Raw genomic sequence first — 14,246 nt, forward strand, 5'->3', positions numbered from 1 at the left:
GCCGGCGGGCACGCTGGCCACGGCGAGCGGCTCGGTGCGGGGCTGCGGCGGCTGCCAGCCGGGCGCGTGGTAGGTCCCCGTGGCGAAGCCCGGGACAGAGCCCAGGTCGGTGCCCGGGCCGCCGTGCGGAGGCGGGGGCGGGGGAGGCGGCGTCGCGCCCGGTCCGCCCTGCGGGTCGCTGGTGCCGCCCGGCCGGGCGAAGAGGTCGTCGCCCACGGTCACACCCCGTCCACGGCGAGGCCGATGAGCAGGAGGCCGAGGAGCACCGTGCCGACCGCGCCGACGGCGATGCCGGTGATCGCGAAGCCGCGACCGCGCGTCCCGTCGCGCATCACCTGGTTGAGCGCGACGATCCCGAGGATCAGGCCGACGATCCCGGGGATGCCGACGCAGAGCACGAGCGACGCGATCGAGACGATCATCGACGCGACCGCGAGCCCGTTCGTCGCGGGCGGCGCGGCGTAGCCGGGGCCGTACGGGCTGCCGTACGGAGCCCCGTACCCCGCCTGCGGGCCGCCGTGGCCGGAGTACGGCTGCCCCGGCTGCTCGGGGGACCCGTACGGGGCGCCGTACGGCGCCGGGGGCTGCACCCCGTACGGCGCGCCTGGGGCGCTCCCGTACGCCGGGCCCTGCGGTGGCGACCCGTACGGCAGCGGCTGGGTCGGCGCCGCCCCGGTCCCGTGGCCCGCGGTGCCGCCGGCTCCCGACGGCGCCGCGAACGGGTCCGCGCCCGGCGCGGCCGCATCCGGTGCGGCGGGCGCGTCGTCGGACGGCAGCGCGTACGGGGACAGCGGCTGCTGGTGCGGGCGACGGGGGGTGTAGGGGTCCTGCGGCTCGTCGGGCGACCCGTACGGCGCGGGGGGTGGCGTCGTCATGGGACACACCGTAACGACCCGGCCGGGCGCGGCCGGCCACCCGCGACCCGGCGTCGCGAGCCGCGCGCGTCAGTCGTCGGCCAGGTCCACGACGACCGGCACGTGGTCCGAGGCTCCCGTGCCCTTGCGCTCGTCCCGGTCGATCACGACGCGCTGCACGCGGGCGCGCGCCGCGGGGGAGAGGTGGGCGAAGTCGATCCGCATGCCCTGGTTCCGCGGGAAGCGCAGACGCTGGTAGTCCCAGTAGGTGTACGTGTGCTCGGCCGGGACCGCCTCGCGCGTCACCTCGGTGTAGCCGGCGGCACCGAACGCCGCGAACGCGTCGCGCTCGGCGGGCGTCACGTGCGTCTTGCCCGCGAAGGACGCGACGTCCCAGACGTCCGTGTCGAGCGGGGCGACGTTCCAGTCGCCGACGAGCGCCACCTGCGCCGTCGGGTCGTCCACGAGCCACCCCTGCGCCTGCTCGCGCAGCGCGTCCAGCCAGCGCAGCTTGTAGGAGTAGTGCGGGTCGCCGACCTCGCGCCCGTGCGGCACGTACAGGCTCCACACGCGCACGCCGCCGCACGTCGCGCCGAGCGCGCGCGCCTCGACCCGCGCCGGGTCGCCGAACGCGGGCTGGCCGGGGAAGGACGTCGCGACGTCGTCCAGGCCCACGCGCGAGAGCACCGCGACGCCGTTCCACTGGTTCACGCCCGCGCACGCCACCTCGTACCCGGCGGCCTCGAACGCCGCGACGGGGAACTGCGCCACGGTGCACTTCGTCTCCTGGAGCGCCAGGACGTCCGTGCCCGACCTCTCCAGGAACGCGAGGACCCGGTCGACCCGGGCACGGACGGAGTTGATGTTCCAGGTCGCGAGGCGCACGGCCCACAGGCTAGCGACCCGTCCCCGTAGGCTGTGGCCATGGCGACAGCACTCATCACCGGCGCGAGCGCCGGCCTGGGCCTGGAGTTCGCGTGGCAGCTCGCCACCGCGCGGCACGACCTCGTCCTCGTCGCCCGCGACGAGGAGCGTCTCGAGCAGGTCGCCGGGCAGATCCGCGCGGCCGCCGGCGTGCGCGTGCAGGTGCTCCCCGCGGACCTCTCGGTGGCCGACGACGTCGCGCGCGTCGCGGAGCGGCTCGCGTCCCCCGGCGACGAGGACGAACGGCCCGTCGGCCTCCTCGTCAACAACGCGGGGTTCGCGACGCACCAGCGGTTCGTCGGCGGCGACCTCGACGTCGAGGTCCGCGCGCTGGACGTCATGGTCAAGGCCGTCATGGTGCTGTCCCACGCCGCCGCCGGGCAGATGACGGCCCGCGGCCGCGGCGCGATCCTCAACGTCGCGTCCGTCGCCGCGCTCACCGCCGGCGGCACGTACGCCGCCGCCAAGGCGTGGGTGCGGTCGTTCACCGAGGGCCTCGCCGTCGAGCTCCGCGGCACGGGCGTCAGCGCCACCGTCCTGTGCCCCGGCTTCACCCACACCGAGTTCCACGACCGTGCGAATCTCGACATGTCCGGGCTGCCCGACGTCGCGTGGCTCCACGCCGACCGGGTCGTCGCCACGGCGCTCGCGGACGTGCGCCGCGGGGTGGTCATCTCCACGCCGTCGACGCGCTACCGCACGGCCTCGGCGCTGCTGCGCGTGCTGCCGCGCTCGGCCGTGCGGGCGATCGGTCACTACCGCTAGGTCCCGGACCGGGCGCCACCGGCCCGGGCCCGGACGACTACCCTGGCGGTCGTGACTACCGACCTGTCCTCGACCCCGCGCGAGCAGCTGCTCGACCTCATCCGCGAGCTCGCCGTCGTGCACGGCCGGGTCACGCTCTCCTCCGGCAAGGAGGCGGACTACTACGTCGACCTGCGCCGCGTGACCCTGCACCACCGCGCGGCACCGCTCATCGGCCACCAGATGCTCGACCTCCTCGAGGAGCAGGGGCTCGGCACCGCGGAGATCGACGCCGTCGGCGGCCTGACCCTCGGTGCCGACCCGATCGCCGCCGCGCTCCTGCACGCCGCGGCCTCGCGGGGCCAGGACCTCGACGCGTTCGTCGTGCGCAAGGAGGCCAAGGCGCACGGCATGCAGCGCCGCATCGAGGGCCCGGACGTGGCGGGCCGCCGGGTGGTCGTCGTCGAGGACACGACGACGACCGGGGGCTCCCCGATCGCCGCGGTCGAGGCCGTCCGCGAGGCCGGCGGCGAGGTGCTCGGCGTCGCGACGATCGTGGACCGCGCGACCGGTGCGGCCGACAAGATCCGCGCGCTCGGCGTGCCGTACCACTCCCTCTTCGACCTCGCGGATCTCGGTCTCGCCTAGTCTCCGGCGGTCTTGCCGCCGCCCTCCGCAAGCCACCGACGCCCCGCGACCGCTCCGGTCGCGGGGCGTCGTCGTCCCTGACCTGCGGTGGTACCGCGGGACGGAACGGACCAAGGACCCGGGTGAAGAGGACAGGCTTACCTTGCTTTGGTGAGGCATGCCTTATAAGGTCCCGGTCGGCAGGGCGTCCCTCTGCCCGCCGCGCCCCCGGCCGCGGCGCCTCCGCAGCACGACCAGCACGGGAGACCTTGTGCGCACATCACTGCCAGGACGCGTCCGGCGCGGCCTCGCGACGTTCCTCACCGGCACGCTCGTCGCCGGCCTCGCCGTCGGGGGCGTCGTCGCCCCCGCGCAGGCTGCGCCGGCGGATGTCCAGGGGGGCGCGGCGTCGTGGAACTTCGTCGACTCGTGGTCCGGGTACGTCACCGGCCCGATCGCGCAGGGCACGATCACGCCCGCCCCCGTCGACGGGGCGTCCCTCTACGGTCCCGCGACGGGGACGTACGACGACGGGACGGGCACCGGCACCGTCCGGTTCGGCGGGTCGACCCGCTACGAGGGGCACCACGGGCTGCTCGACGTCACGGTCTCGGCCCTGACGCTCGAGCTCACCGGCCCGACGTCGGGCACGCTGCGCGCCGACTTCTCCGGCACCGTGAACGAGGGAGCGGGCGACGACGTCACCGTCGCGGCGCTCGACGTCGCCGTCACGCGGTCCGGCGACGAGGTCACCGTCGTCGCGAACGGCGCGATCGACTCGCTGACGCACGTCTCGTCGTTCTTCGCGCAGTACGACGGCCGCCCGATCTCGACGCTCACGGCCCGCCTCACCGTGCCGGAGCCCGCCGCCCCGGCGGTCGCGACGACGACGACGCTCGCCACCGACCCGGCCGGCACCTCGGTCGAGGGTGACGCGGTGGCGCTCCGCGCGACGGTCGCGCCCGCCGCCGCCGGTACCGTCGAGTTCCGCGACGGGCAGACCGCGCTCGGCAGCGCCCCGGTGACGGACGGCGTCGCGCGGCTCGACGCGACGGGTCTCGCCGTCGGCGACCACAGCCTCACGGCGGCGTTCACGCCCGCCGACCCGACCGCGTTCGTCGGCTCGACGTCGCCGGCCGTGGCGCACGCGGTCACGGCCGTCGAGCATGAGCCAGAGCCCGAACCCGGGCCGGAGCCGGGGGTGGACCCGGCAGTGACGGTGTCGCCGTCCGCACCGGTCGACCCGGCGGCGGAGAACACGTTCACGATCTCCGGGACCGGCTTCACCGGCCCCGGGGCGGCGAACGGCGCGTACGTGCTGCTCGGCGAGAAGACGATCTGGGCCGGCGAGGGCCCGCTCGTCGCCGACGGCTGGCTCGCGCTGGGCTGGGTCATGCCGCACCAGGTCGTGAGCGGCGCGTTCACGACCACGCTGACCGTGCCGGCCGGGGCGCTGGACCCCGCGAAGGAGTACGTGGTCGCGACGTCCGCGGCGCACGCGCTCTCGGCGACGGACCGCACGCTCGACACCTTCACGCCGGTCTCCGTCCGAGGAGCCGAGCCGCAGGAGCCGGTCTGGGAGCCGTCCGTCACGCTCTACGCCGCGGACGGCGTGACGCCCCTCGGGGACGACGTCGTGCGCGCCGGCGACGAGATCGTCGTCAAGGGTGCCGGGTTCGACCCGGAGGGGAACGTCGGTGGTCGCGGTGTCCCGATCCCCGCCACCCTGCCGCAGGGCACGTACGTCGTGTTCGGCAAGTTCGCCGAGCAGTGGCGCCCGTCCGAGGGCGTCACGTCCGCGGCACGCACGGTCCTCTCGCAGCAGTGGGCCCTGGCGGAGCCGGTGCTCGACCAGGTCCCGCCGATGTTCCAGCAGACCATCCGTGACCAGTGGGCGGAGATCACCCCGGACGGGACGTTCGAGGCGAGGCTCACGGTCGGCACGTCGGACGGCGAGGGACGCTACGGCGTCTACACGTACGGGGCCGGTGGCGTGACCAACGCCGACCAGGAGCTCTACGCCCCGGTCTCGCTGACCACCGACCCTCCGGAGCCCGTGTGGGAGCCCGCGATCGAGGTGTTCGCCGCGGACGGCACGACACCGCTCGGGTCCACCGAGGTGTCGGTGGGCGACACGATCGTCGTCAAGGGCACCGGCTTCGACCCGGCGGGCAACGTCGGCGGGCGCGGCATCCCGATCCCCTCGGACCTCCCGCAGGGCACGTACGTCGTGTTCGGGAGCTTCGCCGAGCAGTGGCGGCCGTCGGACGGCGCCGCGTCGTCGGCCCGCAAGGTCGGCTCTCAGGTCTGGGCGCTCGCCGAGCCCGTGCTCGAGCAGGTCCCCGCGCAGTTCCAGGGCGCCATCCGCGCGGCGTGGGTGGACATCGCCGAGGACGGCTCGTTCGAGGCCGAGCTCGTGGTGAAGAACCCGGCCGCGCTCGAGGGTGGCCGCTACGGCGTCTACACCTACCCGGCGGGCGGCGTGAAGAACGCCGACCAGGAGCTCTACGCCCCCGTCGCCTTCGAGGAGCCCGCAGCTCTGACCGTCACGCCTGCTGCGGCCACGGTCGAGGCCGGGACGTCGGCGACCCTCGCCGTCGCCGGGCTCGTCGACGGCGACTCCGTCAAGGGCGTCACGCTGGGCGGCGAGAAGGCCACCTTCACCCGGGACGGGGCGACCCTCGTGCTCTCCGTCCCCGCGGGCGCGCCCGCCGGGGACCTCCCCGTCGTCGTGACCTCCGAGCTCGGCGTCTCCGGCGGCACCACGCTGACGGTGAAGGCGCCACCCGTCGTCGAGCCGGAGCCGGAGCCGCAGCCGGTGACGCCCACGACCGTCGGGACGCTCACCTGGGGCGTGAAGGAGTCGTTCCGCCGCTACATCACCGGGCCCGTTGCGAAGGGCGGCGCCACCGCGAGCGACGGCGCGAGCGTCGACGGCGGCGTGTTCACGTTCCGGCAGCAGAGCGGGTGGAAGGCCCCGGCGGCCGGTGTCGCGACCGCCTACCGCGGCACCGTGCGCTTCACCGGTCATGACGGCCTGCTCGACCTCGCTCTCTCGAACCCGGTCGTCGACATCACCGGTCCGGGCAGCGCCCGCCTCGTGGTCGACGCGACCTCGAAGGGCCTCGACGGGTCGACGTTCGACCGCGACGACGTCGCGTTCGCGACCCTCGCGCTCGGCACGCCGACCACGCACGCGGACGGCTCCGTGACGTACACCGGTGCGGCAGCGACGCTGACCGCGGACGGTGCGGCCGCGTTCTCGGGGTTCTACCCCGCGGGCACGCCGCTCGACACCGTGACGTTCACGGTCGGCGCGGCGGCGCAGCAGCCAGGCGGCGGTGACGGCGGGGAGATCGGCGACCCGGGCGGCGGGTCGGGCGGCGACGTCGACCCGGCGCGGGCGACGCTCTCTGTCGCGCAGGTCGTCCCCGGCGGCGAGGTGACGATCAGCGGCGTCGGGTTCGGCGCGAACGAGGCCGGCCTGCGCACCGAGATCCACTCGGAGCCCCGGGTGCTCGCGACCGGCGTCACCGCGAACGCGGGCGGCGCCGCGAGCTCGACGGTGACGATCCCGACCGACCTCGAGCCGGGGGAGCACACGCTCCTGCTCATCGGCGCGCACCACACGGCGTCGGCGCCCATCACGGTGGTCGGTGCGGAGCAGACCGCGGCCGGCCGGGGCGCCGGGGCGGACGCCGCCGCGGAACAGTGCCTCGCGCAGGGCGTGAACGGCGCGACCCTCACGTGGGGCGTCAGCGACCGCTTCCGGGCGTACGTGACCGGGCCGATCGCCAAGGGCGACGTCTCCACGACGGGCGTCCGGGACAACGGGACGACGTTCACGTGGAGCGGCGGCAAGGGCTCGTTCAACACCGACCTCGGCAAGGGCCGCGCGAGCCACGGCGGCACGGTCGCCTTCTCCGGCCACGACGGCATCCTCGACCTGCGGGTCTCCAACCCGCGCGTCGTCGTCAACGGCTCGACGGGCACGCTCGTGGTCGACGTGCAGAGCAGCGACATGGAGGGCGACCGCTCCACCTCGAAGGGGATCGCGTTCGCGAGCCTGAACCTGTCGGGGGCGAAGTCCACGTCCGGCTCGACGATCACGTGGAGCGGCGCACCCGCGACGCTCACCGCGGCCGGGGCGGCGGCGTTCGCCGGGTTCTACGAGGCCGGCACGCCGCTCGCGCCCGTGACGTTCTCCTTCCCCGTCGGCGGGGACGTGGAGTGCGACGTGTACTCCGGCCTCGCGAGCACCGGGTCCGACGACGCGGACCTCGCGCTCCTCGCGACGACGCTCGTGCTCGCCGGGTTCGTCCTCGTCGGCGCGGCCGCGCGCCGTCGGGCTCGCGTGCTCGTCACCGCCTGACGCACGGACGACGGCGCCCGGTCACCGAAATGACCGGACGCCGTCGTCCGTGCGGTGGGAGAGCGCCGGATCGGCGCTCTCAGACGAGGTCGACGAGGTCCGCGACCGAGTCGACGACCTTGCTCGGGCGGAACGGGTAGCTCTCCACCTCGGACATGTGCGTCGAGCCGGTCATGACGAGGTAGGTGTACAGGCCCGCCTCGATGCCCGCGACGACGTCGGTGTCCATGCGGTCGCCGATCATCGCCGTCGTCTCCGAGTGCGCGTCGATGCGGTTGAGCGCCGAGCGGAACATCATGGGGTTCGGCTTGCCGACGAAGTACGGCTTGCGGCCCGTGGCCGACGTGATCATCGCCGCGACGGCGCCGGTCGCGGGCAGCGGGCCCTGCTGCGACGGCCCGGTCGTGTCGGGGTTCGTGCAGATGAACCGCGAGCCGCCGAGGATGAGCCGGATCGCCTTGGTGATCGCCTCGAAGGAGTACGTGCGCGTCTCGCCGAGCACCACGTAGTCCGGGTCCGACTCGGTGAGCGTGTACCCGGCCTCGTAGAGCGCCGTCGTCAGGCCCGCCTCGCCGATCGCGTACGCGCTGCCGTTCGGCACCTGGTCGGTGAGGAACTGCGCCGTGGCGAGCGCCGACGTCCAGATCGACTCCTCCGGCACGTCGATGCCCGACGTCGCGAGGCGGGCGCGCAGGTCGCGCGCCGTGAAGATCGAGTTGTTCGTGAGGATGAGGAAGGGACGGCCCCGGTCGCGCAGCGCCTTGACGAAGTCGGCGGCGCCCGGGATCGCATGACCCTCGTGCACGAGCACGCCGTCCATGTCGGTGAGCCACGACTCGATGGTCCGGTCGGTCACGCTGCGCTCCTTCTGCCGGGACGGTGCCGCGGCCAGCCTACTGGCCCGCCGGTTAGCCTTCCCGGATGACACGAACCCGTGCCGGGCAGCCCGACGACGGCTCGCCGGCGCCCGGGACGGGGCCCGAGCGGCCCCGCGACGAGGTGGGCGTCGGGCCGTGGCCCGGCGGTCCCGGCAGCTGGCCGCGCGTCGACGCGACGGGGGCTCCGTCGTCGGACCCGGGTGACGCGCTCGACCCGCGCTACGACCCCGAGCTGCTCGCGCACGGCGACCGGCGCAACGTCGTCGACGCGTACCGGTACTGGACGGTCGGGGCGATCGTCGCGGACATGGACCGCCGGCGCCCGGCGGACCGGTTCCTGCACGTCGCGATCGAGAACTGGGCGCACGACCTCAACATCGGCTCGGTGGTCCGCACGGCGAACGCGTTCAACGCCGCCGGGGTGCACGTCGTCGGGCGACGGCGCTGGAACCGCCGCGGCGCGATGGTCACGGACCGCTACCTGCACGTGCACCACCACGCCTCCGTCGCCGACCTCGCCGCGTGGGCAGTGGGGGAGGGGCTGCCGCTCCTCGGGATCGACAACGTGCCGGGCTCGGTGCCCCTCGAGGGGTACGCGCTCCCACCGGTGTGCGTGCTCCTGCTGGGCCAGGAGTCGACGGGGCTCACGCCGGAGGCCGTGGCGGCGTGCCGCGCCGTCCTGCACATCACCCAGCTGGGCTCGACACGCTCGCTCAACGCGGGCGCCGCGGGCGCGATCGCGATGCACGCGTGGGCCGAGCAGCACGCCCTGCCCGGTGAGGCGGCGGGCGGCGACGCCGCGGCGGGACGCGGGGGACCACAGGCCGAACGGCCCTGACCGCACGCGGGCAGACGTGCCAGACTTTGCCTGACATCACCACCAGCACCACTCCACAGGAGCTCCGCATGCCCATCGCAACCCCCGAGGTCTACGCCGACATGATCGACCGGGCGAAGGCAGGCAAGTTCGCCTACCCGGCCGTCAACATCACGTCGTCGCAGACCATCACCGCCGCGCTCCAGGGATTCGCCGAGGCGGAGTCCGACGGCATCATCCAGGTCTCGGTGGGTGGCGCCGAGTACGGCTCGGGCTCGACGGTCAAGGACCGCATCGCGGGCTCGCTCGCCCTCGCCGCGTACGCGACCGAGGTCGCGAAGAACTACCCCGTGCAGATCGCGATCCACACGGACCACTGCGTGAAGAAGAACCTGGACTCCTGGGTCCGCCCGCTGCTGGCGATCGAGGCCGAGCAGGTGAAGAACGGCGGCCTGCCGACGTTCCAGTCCCACATGTTCGACGGGTCGGACATCCCGCTGGACGAGAACCTCGTCATCGCCGCGGAGCTCCTTGAGCTCTCGCAGGCGGCCCGCACGATCCTCGAGATCGAGGTCGGCGTCGTCGGCGGCGAGGAGGACGGCCACGAGGCCGAGATCAACGAGAAGCTCTACACGACGGCCGAGGACGGCCTCGCGACGGTCCGCGCGCTCGGTGCCGGCGAGAAGGGCCGCTACCTCACGGCCCTCACGTTCGGCAACGTGCACGGCGTGTACAAGCCGGGCGCCGTGAAGCTGCGCCCGTCGATCCTCGCGGAGATCCAGAAGACGGTCGGCGACGAGATCGGCAAGGAGAACCCGTTCGACCTCGTCTTCCACGGCGGCTCCGGCTCCACGGCCGAGGAGATCGCGGAGGCGGTCGACAACGGCGTCATCAAGATGAACATCGACACCGACACGCAGTACGCGTTCACGCGCCCGGTCGTCGGCCACATGTTCACCAACTACGACGGCGTCCTGAAGATCGACGGCGAGGTCGGCAACAAGAAGGCCTACGACCCGCGCGCCTGGGGCAAGCTGGCCGAGGCCGGCATGGCGGCCCGCATCGTCGAGGCGTCGCAGCAGCTGCGCTCGGCGGGCCAGAAGCTCCGCTGACACCCGGCGTCCTCCGACGCCGCACGACGAGAGCCCCCGGTCGCGCGACCGGGGGCTCTCGTCGTCGTGCTCGGGCCCGGGCGGGGTCAGCCGGGCTGGGGCGCCCCGTCGTCGGCGTCCTTGCCGAGGTCGAAGCCCGGGTCGGTGTCGACGATGTCGAGGAGCTCGCCGATGCGCGTCACCTCGAGGAGGAACCGCACGGTGGGCGGCGCGCGCAGCACGCGTACGCGGTGCGGGCCCCGGGAGGCGAGCCGGGCGAGGAACGCGACGCCGGACGAGTCCATGAACGTCACGTGGTGCGCGTCGATCTCGACGGGCAGCCCGGAGTCCTCGGCGGCGGCCGTCGCCTCCTGCAGGTCCGCGCCGAGCTCGGCGTCGATCTCGCCGGACAGCACGATGCGGGCACGGGTGGCGCCCACGATGACGTGGACGCTGGCCGGCTCGCCCGCCTGGGCGGGGTCGCCGGTGACGCCGACCGGCCGGTCGGCGGCCGAGGAGGTACCTTCGCGCACCGGCGCTCCTTTCACGGTTCCTGACCCCCACGGGTCTCGGGAAGCACCAATCTACGGTTGAATGTCCAGTCGGGACAGTAACGCGACCAGAGCGTGTGCATCCAGAGGCACGCGCCGGTCGGTGCGCGCCGGTAGCGCGCGCACGGGTACGACGAGGCGTCGGAGGTGATGATGGGCGGATCGCCGAGCCTCGGCACGGACCTGCCCGCGCACGTCCGGGACCTGTGCGCGCAGGCCATGGAACGTGCGGCCGTCGCGATGTTCGTGACGGGCCCGGAGTCCGCCGACATGCCGATCGTGTGGGTGAATCCTGCGTTCGAGCGTCAGACCGGCTATGCGGCGCGGGACGTCGTCGGGAGCAGCGCGCGCGAGCTCAGGTCGCTCCTCGCCGAGCCCCTCGACAAGGAGGCGCTGCGGACGGCGGTCTCCGAGGGGCGTGAGATCACTCACACGCTGCGCACGCGGCGCCACGACGGGTCGGTGGTGTGGGCCCAGCTCTCGCTCTCGCCGCTGCGCGACGGCGACGGCGTGGCCACCCACTGGGTCGGCGTCCAGGTCGACGTCTCCGACCACGTCGAGCGCTACGCGGCGCAGGTCGCGTCCCTCGCGCTCGAGCGGCGCGAGCGCGCCGTCCTCGACGTCGTGGCGCGCAGCTCGGACCTCCTGGCCGACCTCGACCAGCCGTTCGCGCTGCGCGACATCACCGCGCTCCTCGCGGGGTACGTCGTGGACTGGGCCGGCTTCTACCTCAACGACGACGGCCTGCGCTTCGCCGAGGGCGTGGACACCGCCGCGCCGCCGAGCGGTCGCGGGCAGCGCCACGGCCGGTACACGCCGGGCCACTTCCAGCCCGTGCCGGGCGTCGACCAGACGGACGCGCTCGGCGACGCTGCGGTCGCCGACGCGTCGACGCAGCGCGCCCGCCTCGTCGACGTCCCGGACCGCGTGCAGGACGTCCTCGACGGCCGCGTCGAGGGACCGGTCGTCCTCGACCTGACGGCGACGTACCCGCAGTGGTCGGCGTCGGGCTGGCTCCAGCGCGACCTGCAGCACCGCCTGGCCCGCCTCGAGCACCGGCCGACCTCGGTCACGGTCTCGGGCGTCCCCGGCCGCCGCCGCATCCTCGGCCTGCTCGTGACGAGCGGCGACGCCCGCACCACGCGCGACGCGTCGGGAGGCGTGGACGTCGAGGCGCGTGACGGCGTGCGCACCCTCATCCAGGTCATCGCCCGACGCGCCGGCACCGCGATCGACAACGTGCGCCTGTACGCGCGCGAGCACCGCCTCGCGGAGACGCTCCAGCGCGCGATGCTGCCCGAGCAGGCGGACGTCACAGGGCTCGACGTGTGGACGTACTACGCGCCGAACTCCGAGCACGCCCAGGTGGGCGGCGACTGGTACGACGTCCTGCAGATCGCGCCGGACGTCGTCGGCCTCGTCATCGGGGACGTCGTCGGGCACGACGTCGAGGCGGCGGCCGCGATGGGCCAGCTCCGGTCGGTCGTGCGCTCGTACGCGTACGAGCTGACGACGCCGGGCCCGGTGCTCGAGCGCGTGGACCAGCTCGTCCAGGGCATGCGCATCCCGCGCTCGGCGAGCCTCGTCTACGCGGCCCTCACGCGGCCCGACGCGACCGACCCCGCCGACGCGTGGCGCGTCGAGTACTCGCGCGCGGGGCACCTGCCGCCGCTGCTCCTGCGGGAGGGCGCCGTGACCCAGCTCGACGACGCAGGCGGCGCGCTGGTCGGGTTCGGCGGGCGCCGCGCCCGCGCGACGGGAATGGTGTCGCTGCGCCCGGGCGACACGCTGCTGTTCTACACCGACGGCCTCATCGAGCGGCGGGACCGCGCGCTGCGGGTGGGTCTGGACGCCCTCGTCGCGGCGTCGGGCGCGATCACCGCCGTCGACGCCGCGGGCGTGGGCGAGGAGCTGCTCTCGCGCCTCGCGGACGCCCCGGAGGACGACGTCGCGCTCGTCGTCGTGCGCATCCCCGACCCGGAGCGGGACCCGCACGTCGCGGTCCTCAGCCCGCGCAGCCGCCGCTGGCTCCTGCCGAGCGAGGCCGCCTCGATCGGCCGGGCGCGGCACGCCGTCGTGCGCACGTGCCAGGCGTGGGGCGTGGCCGACAGCGCCAACGCGGAGCTCGTCGTGTCCGAGCTCGTCGCGAACGGCGTCCTGCACGGCTGGGGGCACCTGGCCCTGCGCCTGTTCGACACCGGCGACGGGATCCGCGTCGAGGTCGAGGACGGCAACCCCGCGCCCCCCGTGCCGACCGACGGGCACCCGAACCGCATGGGCGGCTTCGGCATGCAGATCGTCGAGCGGCTCGCCGACTGGGGGTGGCGCCCGACGGCGTCCGGCAAGCTCGTGTGGGCGACGCTGCGCCCGCAGTCCGCACGCTGACGGACGCTCAGGAGCGGGGCTCGACCTCCGCGAACCCGGTCGGCGGCGTCGCGGGCTCGCAGCGGTGGTCCGCGTCGATGCGGAACAGCTCGAGCGCGCCGCACACCTCGAGGACGAACAGGTCGCGGTCGTCGCAGCCCCGCAGGACGGTCGCGCCGCCGCGCTTGCGGCCCGCGTCCGCGAGCGAGATGAGGAAGGCCGCGCCCGTGGAGTCCATGAACGTCACGCGGCACATGTCGATGACGAGCAGCTGACGGCGCAGCCCCACGACGCGCGCGGCGATCTCCGGGAACTGGTCGCGCTCGGCCAGATCGAGGTCCCCGGCGATGACGAGCGTCGTCGTCGCGGGCGAGGTCGCGATCTCGATCATGGCTCACGACTCTAGACGTGGGCCCGGGGCCCTGCACGCGCGCCGGGGCCCTCAGCGCAGGGCGCGGACCTCGTCGGCGGAGGTGCCGGAGCTGCGCAGGAACGCCTCGCAGCGCTCGGCCTCGTCGACCTCGCCGATGTACGCGGCGCACTCCGCGAGCGCGAGCAGCGCGCGCAGGAAGCCCTGGTTCGGGACGTGGTCGGCCGGGATGGGGCCCTGGCCGCGCCACCCTGCCCGCCGCAGCGCGTCGAGCCCGCGGTGGTAGCCGGTCCGCGCGTACGCGTAGGCCGTCACCGCTCCGCGCGAGCCGTTCTCGTGGAGGTAGTCCTCGGCGAGGTGCGCCCACGCGAGGGACGACGCCGGTTCGCGCGCCGCGATCTCGTACGGGTCGCCGCCCGCCTCGATCGCCTCGCGCACGGCGGCGAAGTCGTCCGGGAGGTGGACCGGCGCCGGTCCGTCCAGCAGGTTCTGGTGCACGTCGCTCATCCCCTCATTGTGCCCGTGCGCTGCGGCTCCGCCCGTCGTCCACCGCCCGTGCGCCCCGAAGGTCAACGACCGGTAAACTCGTCGCGGTCCCCGGGTGACTGCCGCCCGGGCGACGCCTCGGACCCGCGGGGGCTGCGCCGTCGGGCA

At 74.5% G+C, this 14,246-nt stretch carries 12 protein-coding genes and 1 pseudogene; 6 read left to right on the forward strand and 7 right to left on the reverse strand.

The genetic code is table 11. The features are described 5' to 3' along the window. The 3 genes and pseudogenes from JZ5iCDA_RS05150 to JZ5iCDA_RS05160 all read right to left on the reverse strand — a co-directional run. Positions 1-216 (reverse strand): annotated as a pseudogene (locus JZ5iCDA_RS05150) (hypothetical protein); the annotation flags it as partial. Positions 217-218: 2 nt separating this feature from the next. Further along, the gene (locus JZ5iCDA_RS05155) at positions 219-875 is read right to left on the reverse strand and encodes a DUF4190 domain-containing protein (protein WP_069386180.1); all 657 of its coding nucleotides are present in this window, start codon (positions 873-875) and stop codon (positions 219-221) included. A gap of 69 nt (positions 876-944) precedes the next feature. After that, the gene (locus JZ5iCDA_RS05160) at positions 945-1,739 is read right to left on the reverse strand and encodes an exodeoxyribonuclease III (protein ID WP_069386181.1); all 795 of its coding nucleotides are present in this window, start codon (positions 1,737-1,739) and stop codon (positions 945-947) included. A gap of 39 nt (positions 1,740-1,778) precedes the next feature. Between JZ5iCDA_RS05160 and JZ5iCDA_RS05165 the strand changes: the two genes are divergently transcribed. From JZ5iCDA_RS05165 to JZ5iCDA_RS05175, 3 genes are all read left to right on the forward strand, one after another. Continuing rightward, complete coding sequence (locus JZ5iCDA_RS05165) at positions 1,779-2,543, forward strand: SDR family NAD(P)-dependent oxidoreductase (protein WP_069386182.1); 765 nt, start codon at positions 1,779-1,781, stop codon at positions 2,541-2,543. A gap of 51 nt (positions 2,544-2,594) precedes the next feature. After that, entirely contained in the window at positions 2,595-3,170 is a 576-nt protein-coding gene (gene pyrE, locus JZ5iCDA_RS05170) for an orotate phosphoribosyltransferase (RefSeq protein WP_069386183.1), read from the forward strand. 250 nt (positions 3,171-3,420) lie between these two features. Next, positions 3,421-7,521, forward strand: coding sequence for an HtaA domain-containing protein (locus tag JZ5iCDA_RS05175; protein ID WP_069386184.1), 4,101 nt, complete (start codon positions 3,421-3,423; stop codon positions 7,519-7,521). Between the two features lie 79 nt (positions 7,522-7,600). Here the strand turns inward: JZ5iCDA_RS05175 and JZ5iCDA_RS05180 are convergent, their stop codons facing one another. Continuing rightward, the gene (locus JZ5iCDA_RS05180) at positions 7,601-8,341 is read right to left on the reverse strand and encodes an HAD-IIA family hydrolase (RefSeq protein ID WP_069386204.1); all 741 of its coding nucleotides are present in this window, start codon (positions 8,339-8,341) and stop codon (positions 7,601-7,603) included. A gap of 101 nt (positions 8,342-8,442) precedes the next feature. Here JZ5iCDA_RS05180 and JZ5iCDA_RS05185 point away from each other — a divergent pair, with 101 nt between their 5' ends. Both JZ5iCDA_RS05185 and fbaA read left to right on the forward strand, forming a co-directional pair. Beyond that, on the forward strand, positions 8,443-9,237 hold the full coding sequence (locus tag JZ5iCDA_RS05185; protein ID WP_069386185.1) for a TrmH family RNA methyltransferase: 795 nt from the start codon (positions 8,443-8,445) through the stop codon (positions 9,235-9,237). Positions 9,238-9,305: 68 nt separating this feature from the next. After that, a complete protein-coding gene (gene fbaA / locus JZ5iCDA_RS05190; protein ID WP_069386186.1) occupies positions 9,306-10,328 on the forward strand; it encodes a class II fructose-bisphosphate aldolase in 1,023 nt (340 codons plus the stop codon). An 86-nt stretch (positions 10,329-10,414) separates the two neighbouring features. Here the strand turns inward: fbaA and JZ5iCDA_RS05195 are convergent, their stop codons facing one another. Then, positions 10,415-10,840, reverse strand: a complete 426-nt coding sequence (locus JZ5iCDA_RS05195; RefSeq protein ID WP_069386187.1) for an STAS domain-containing protein — start codon at positions 10,838-10,840, stop codon at positions 10,415-10,417. Positions 10,841-11,011: 171 nt separating this feature from the next. On the opposite strand from JZ5iCDA_RS05195, the gene JZ5iCDA_RS05200 reads away from it, so the two are divergent. Continuing rightward, positions 11,012-13,243 (forward strand): SpoIIE family protein phosphatase, encoded by a 2,232-nt coding sequence (locus JZ5iCDA_RS05200; RefSeq protein WP_069386205.1) that lies wholly within the window; start codon positions 11,012-11,014, stop codon positions 13,241-13,243. Between the two features lie 7 nt (positions 13,244-13,250). Here the strand turns inward: JZ5iCDA_RS05200 and JZ5iCDA_RS05205 are convergent, their stop codons facing one another. Both JZ5iCDA_RS05205 and JZ5iCDA_RS05210 read right to left on the reverse strand, forming a co-directional pair. Beyond that, a complete protein-coding gene (locus JZ5iCDA_RS05205; RefSeq protein ID WP_069386188.1) occupies positions 13,251-13,613 on the reverse strand; it encodes an STAS domain-containing protein in 363 nt (120 codons plus the stop codon). A gap of 51 nt (positions 13,614-13,664) precedes the next feature. After that, positions 13,665-14,099, reverse strand: coding sequence for a DUF3151 domain-containing protein (locus tag JZ5iCDA_RS05210; protein ID WP_069386189.1), 435 nt, complete (start codon positions 14,097-14,099; stop codon positions 13,665-13,667). Positions 14,100-14,246: the final 147 nt, after the last annotated feature.

The sequence above is a fragment of the Cellulosimicrobium cellulans genome (assembly GCF_001722485.1).
GTDB classification, from domain to species: Bacteria; Actinomycetota; Actinomycetes; order Actinomycetales; family Cellulomonadaceae; genus Cellulosimicrobium; species Cellulosimicrobium cellulans_A.

Coding starts and splice junctions, on each gene's coding strand:
- JZ5iCDA_RS05165 (WP_069386182.1), top strand. CDS start 1,779: ATGGCGACAGCACTCATCACCGGCGCGAGCGCCGGCCTGGGCCTGGAG.
- JZ5iCDA_RS05155 (WP_069386180.1), bottom strand. CDS start 875: ATGACGACGCCACCCCCCGCGCCGTACGGGTCGCCCGACGAGCCGCAG.
- JZ5iCDA_RS05205 (WP_069386188.1), bottom strand. CDS start 13,613: ATGATCGAGATCGCGACCTCGCCCGCGACGACGACGCTCGTCATCGCC.
- JZ5iCDA_RS05185 (WP_069386185.1), top strand. CDS start 8,443: ATGACACGAACCCGTGCCGGGCAGCCCGACGACGGCTCGCCGGCGCCC.
- JZ5iCDA_RS05210 (WP_069386189.1), bottom strand. CDS start 14,099: ATGAGCGACGTGCACCAGAACCTGCTGGACGGACCGGCGCCGGTCCAC.
- JZ5iCDA_RS05200 (WP_069386205.1), top strand. CDS start 11,012: ATGGGCGGATCGCCGAGCCTCGGCACGGACCTGCCCGCGCACGTCCGG.
- fbaA (WP_069386186.1), top strand. CDS start 9,306: ATGCCCATCGCAACCCCCGAGGTCTACGCCGACATGATCGACCGGGCG.
- JZ5iCDA_RS05180 (WP_069386204.1), bottom strand. CDS start 8,341: ATGGACGGCGTGCTCGTGCACGAGGGTCATGCGATCCCGGGCGCCGCC.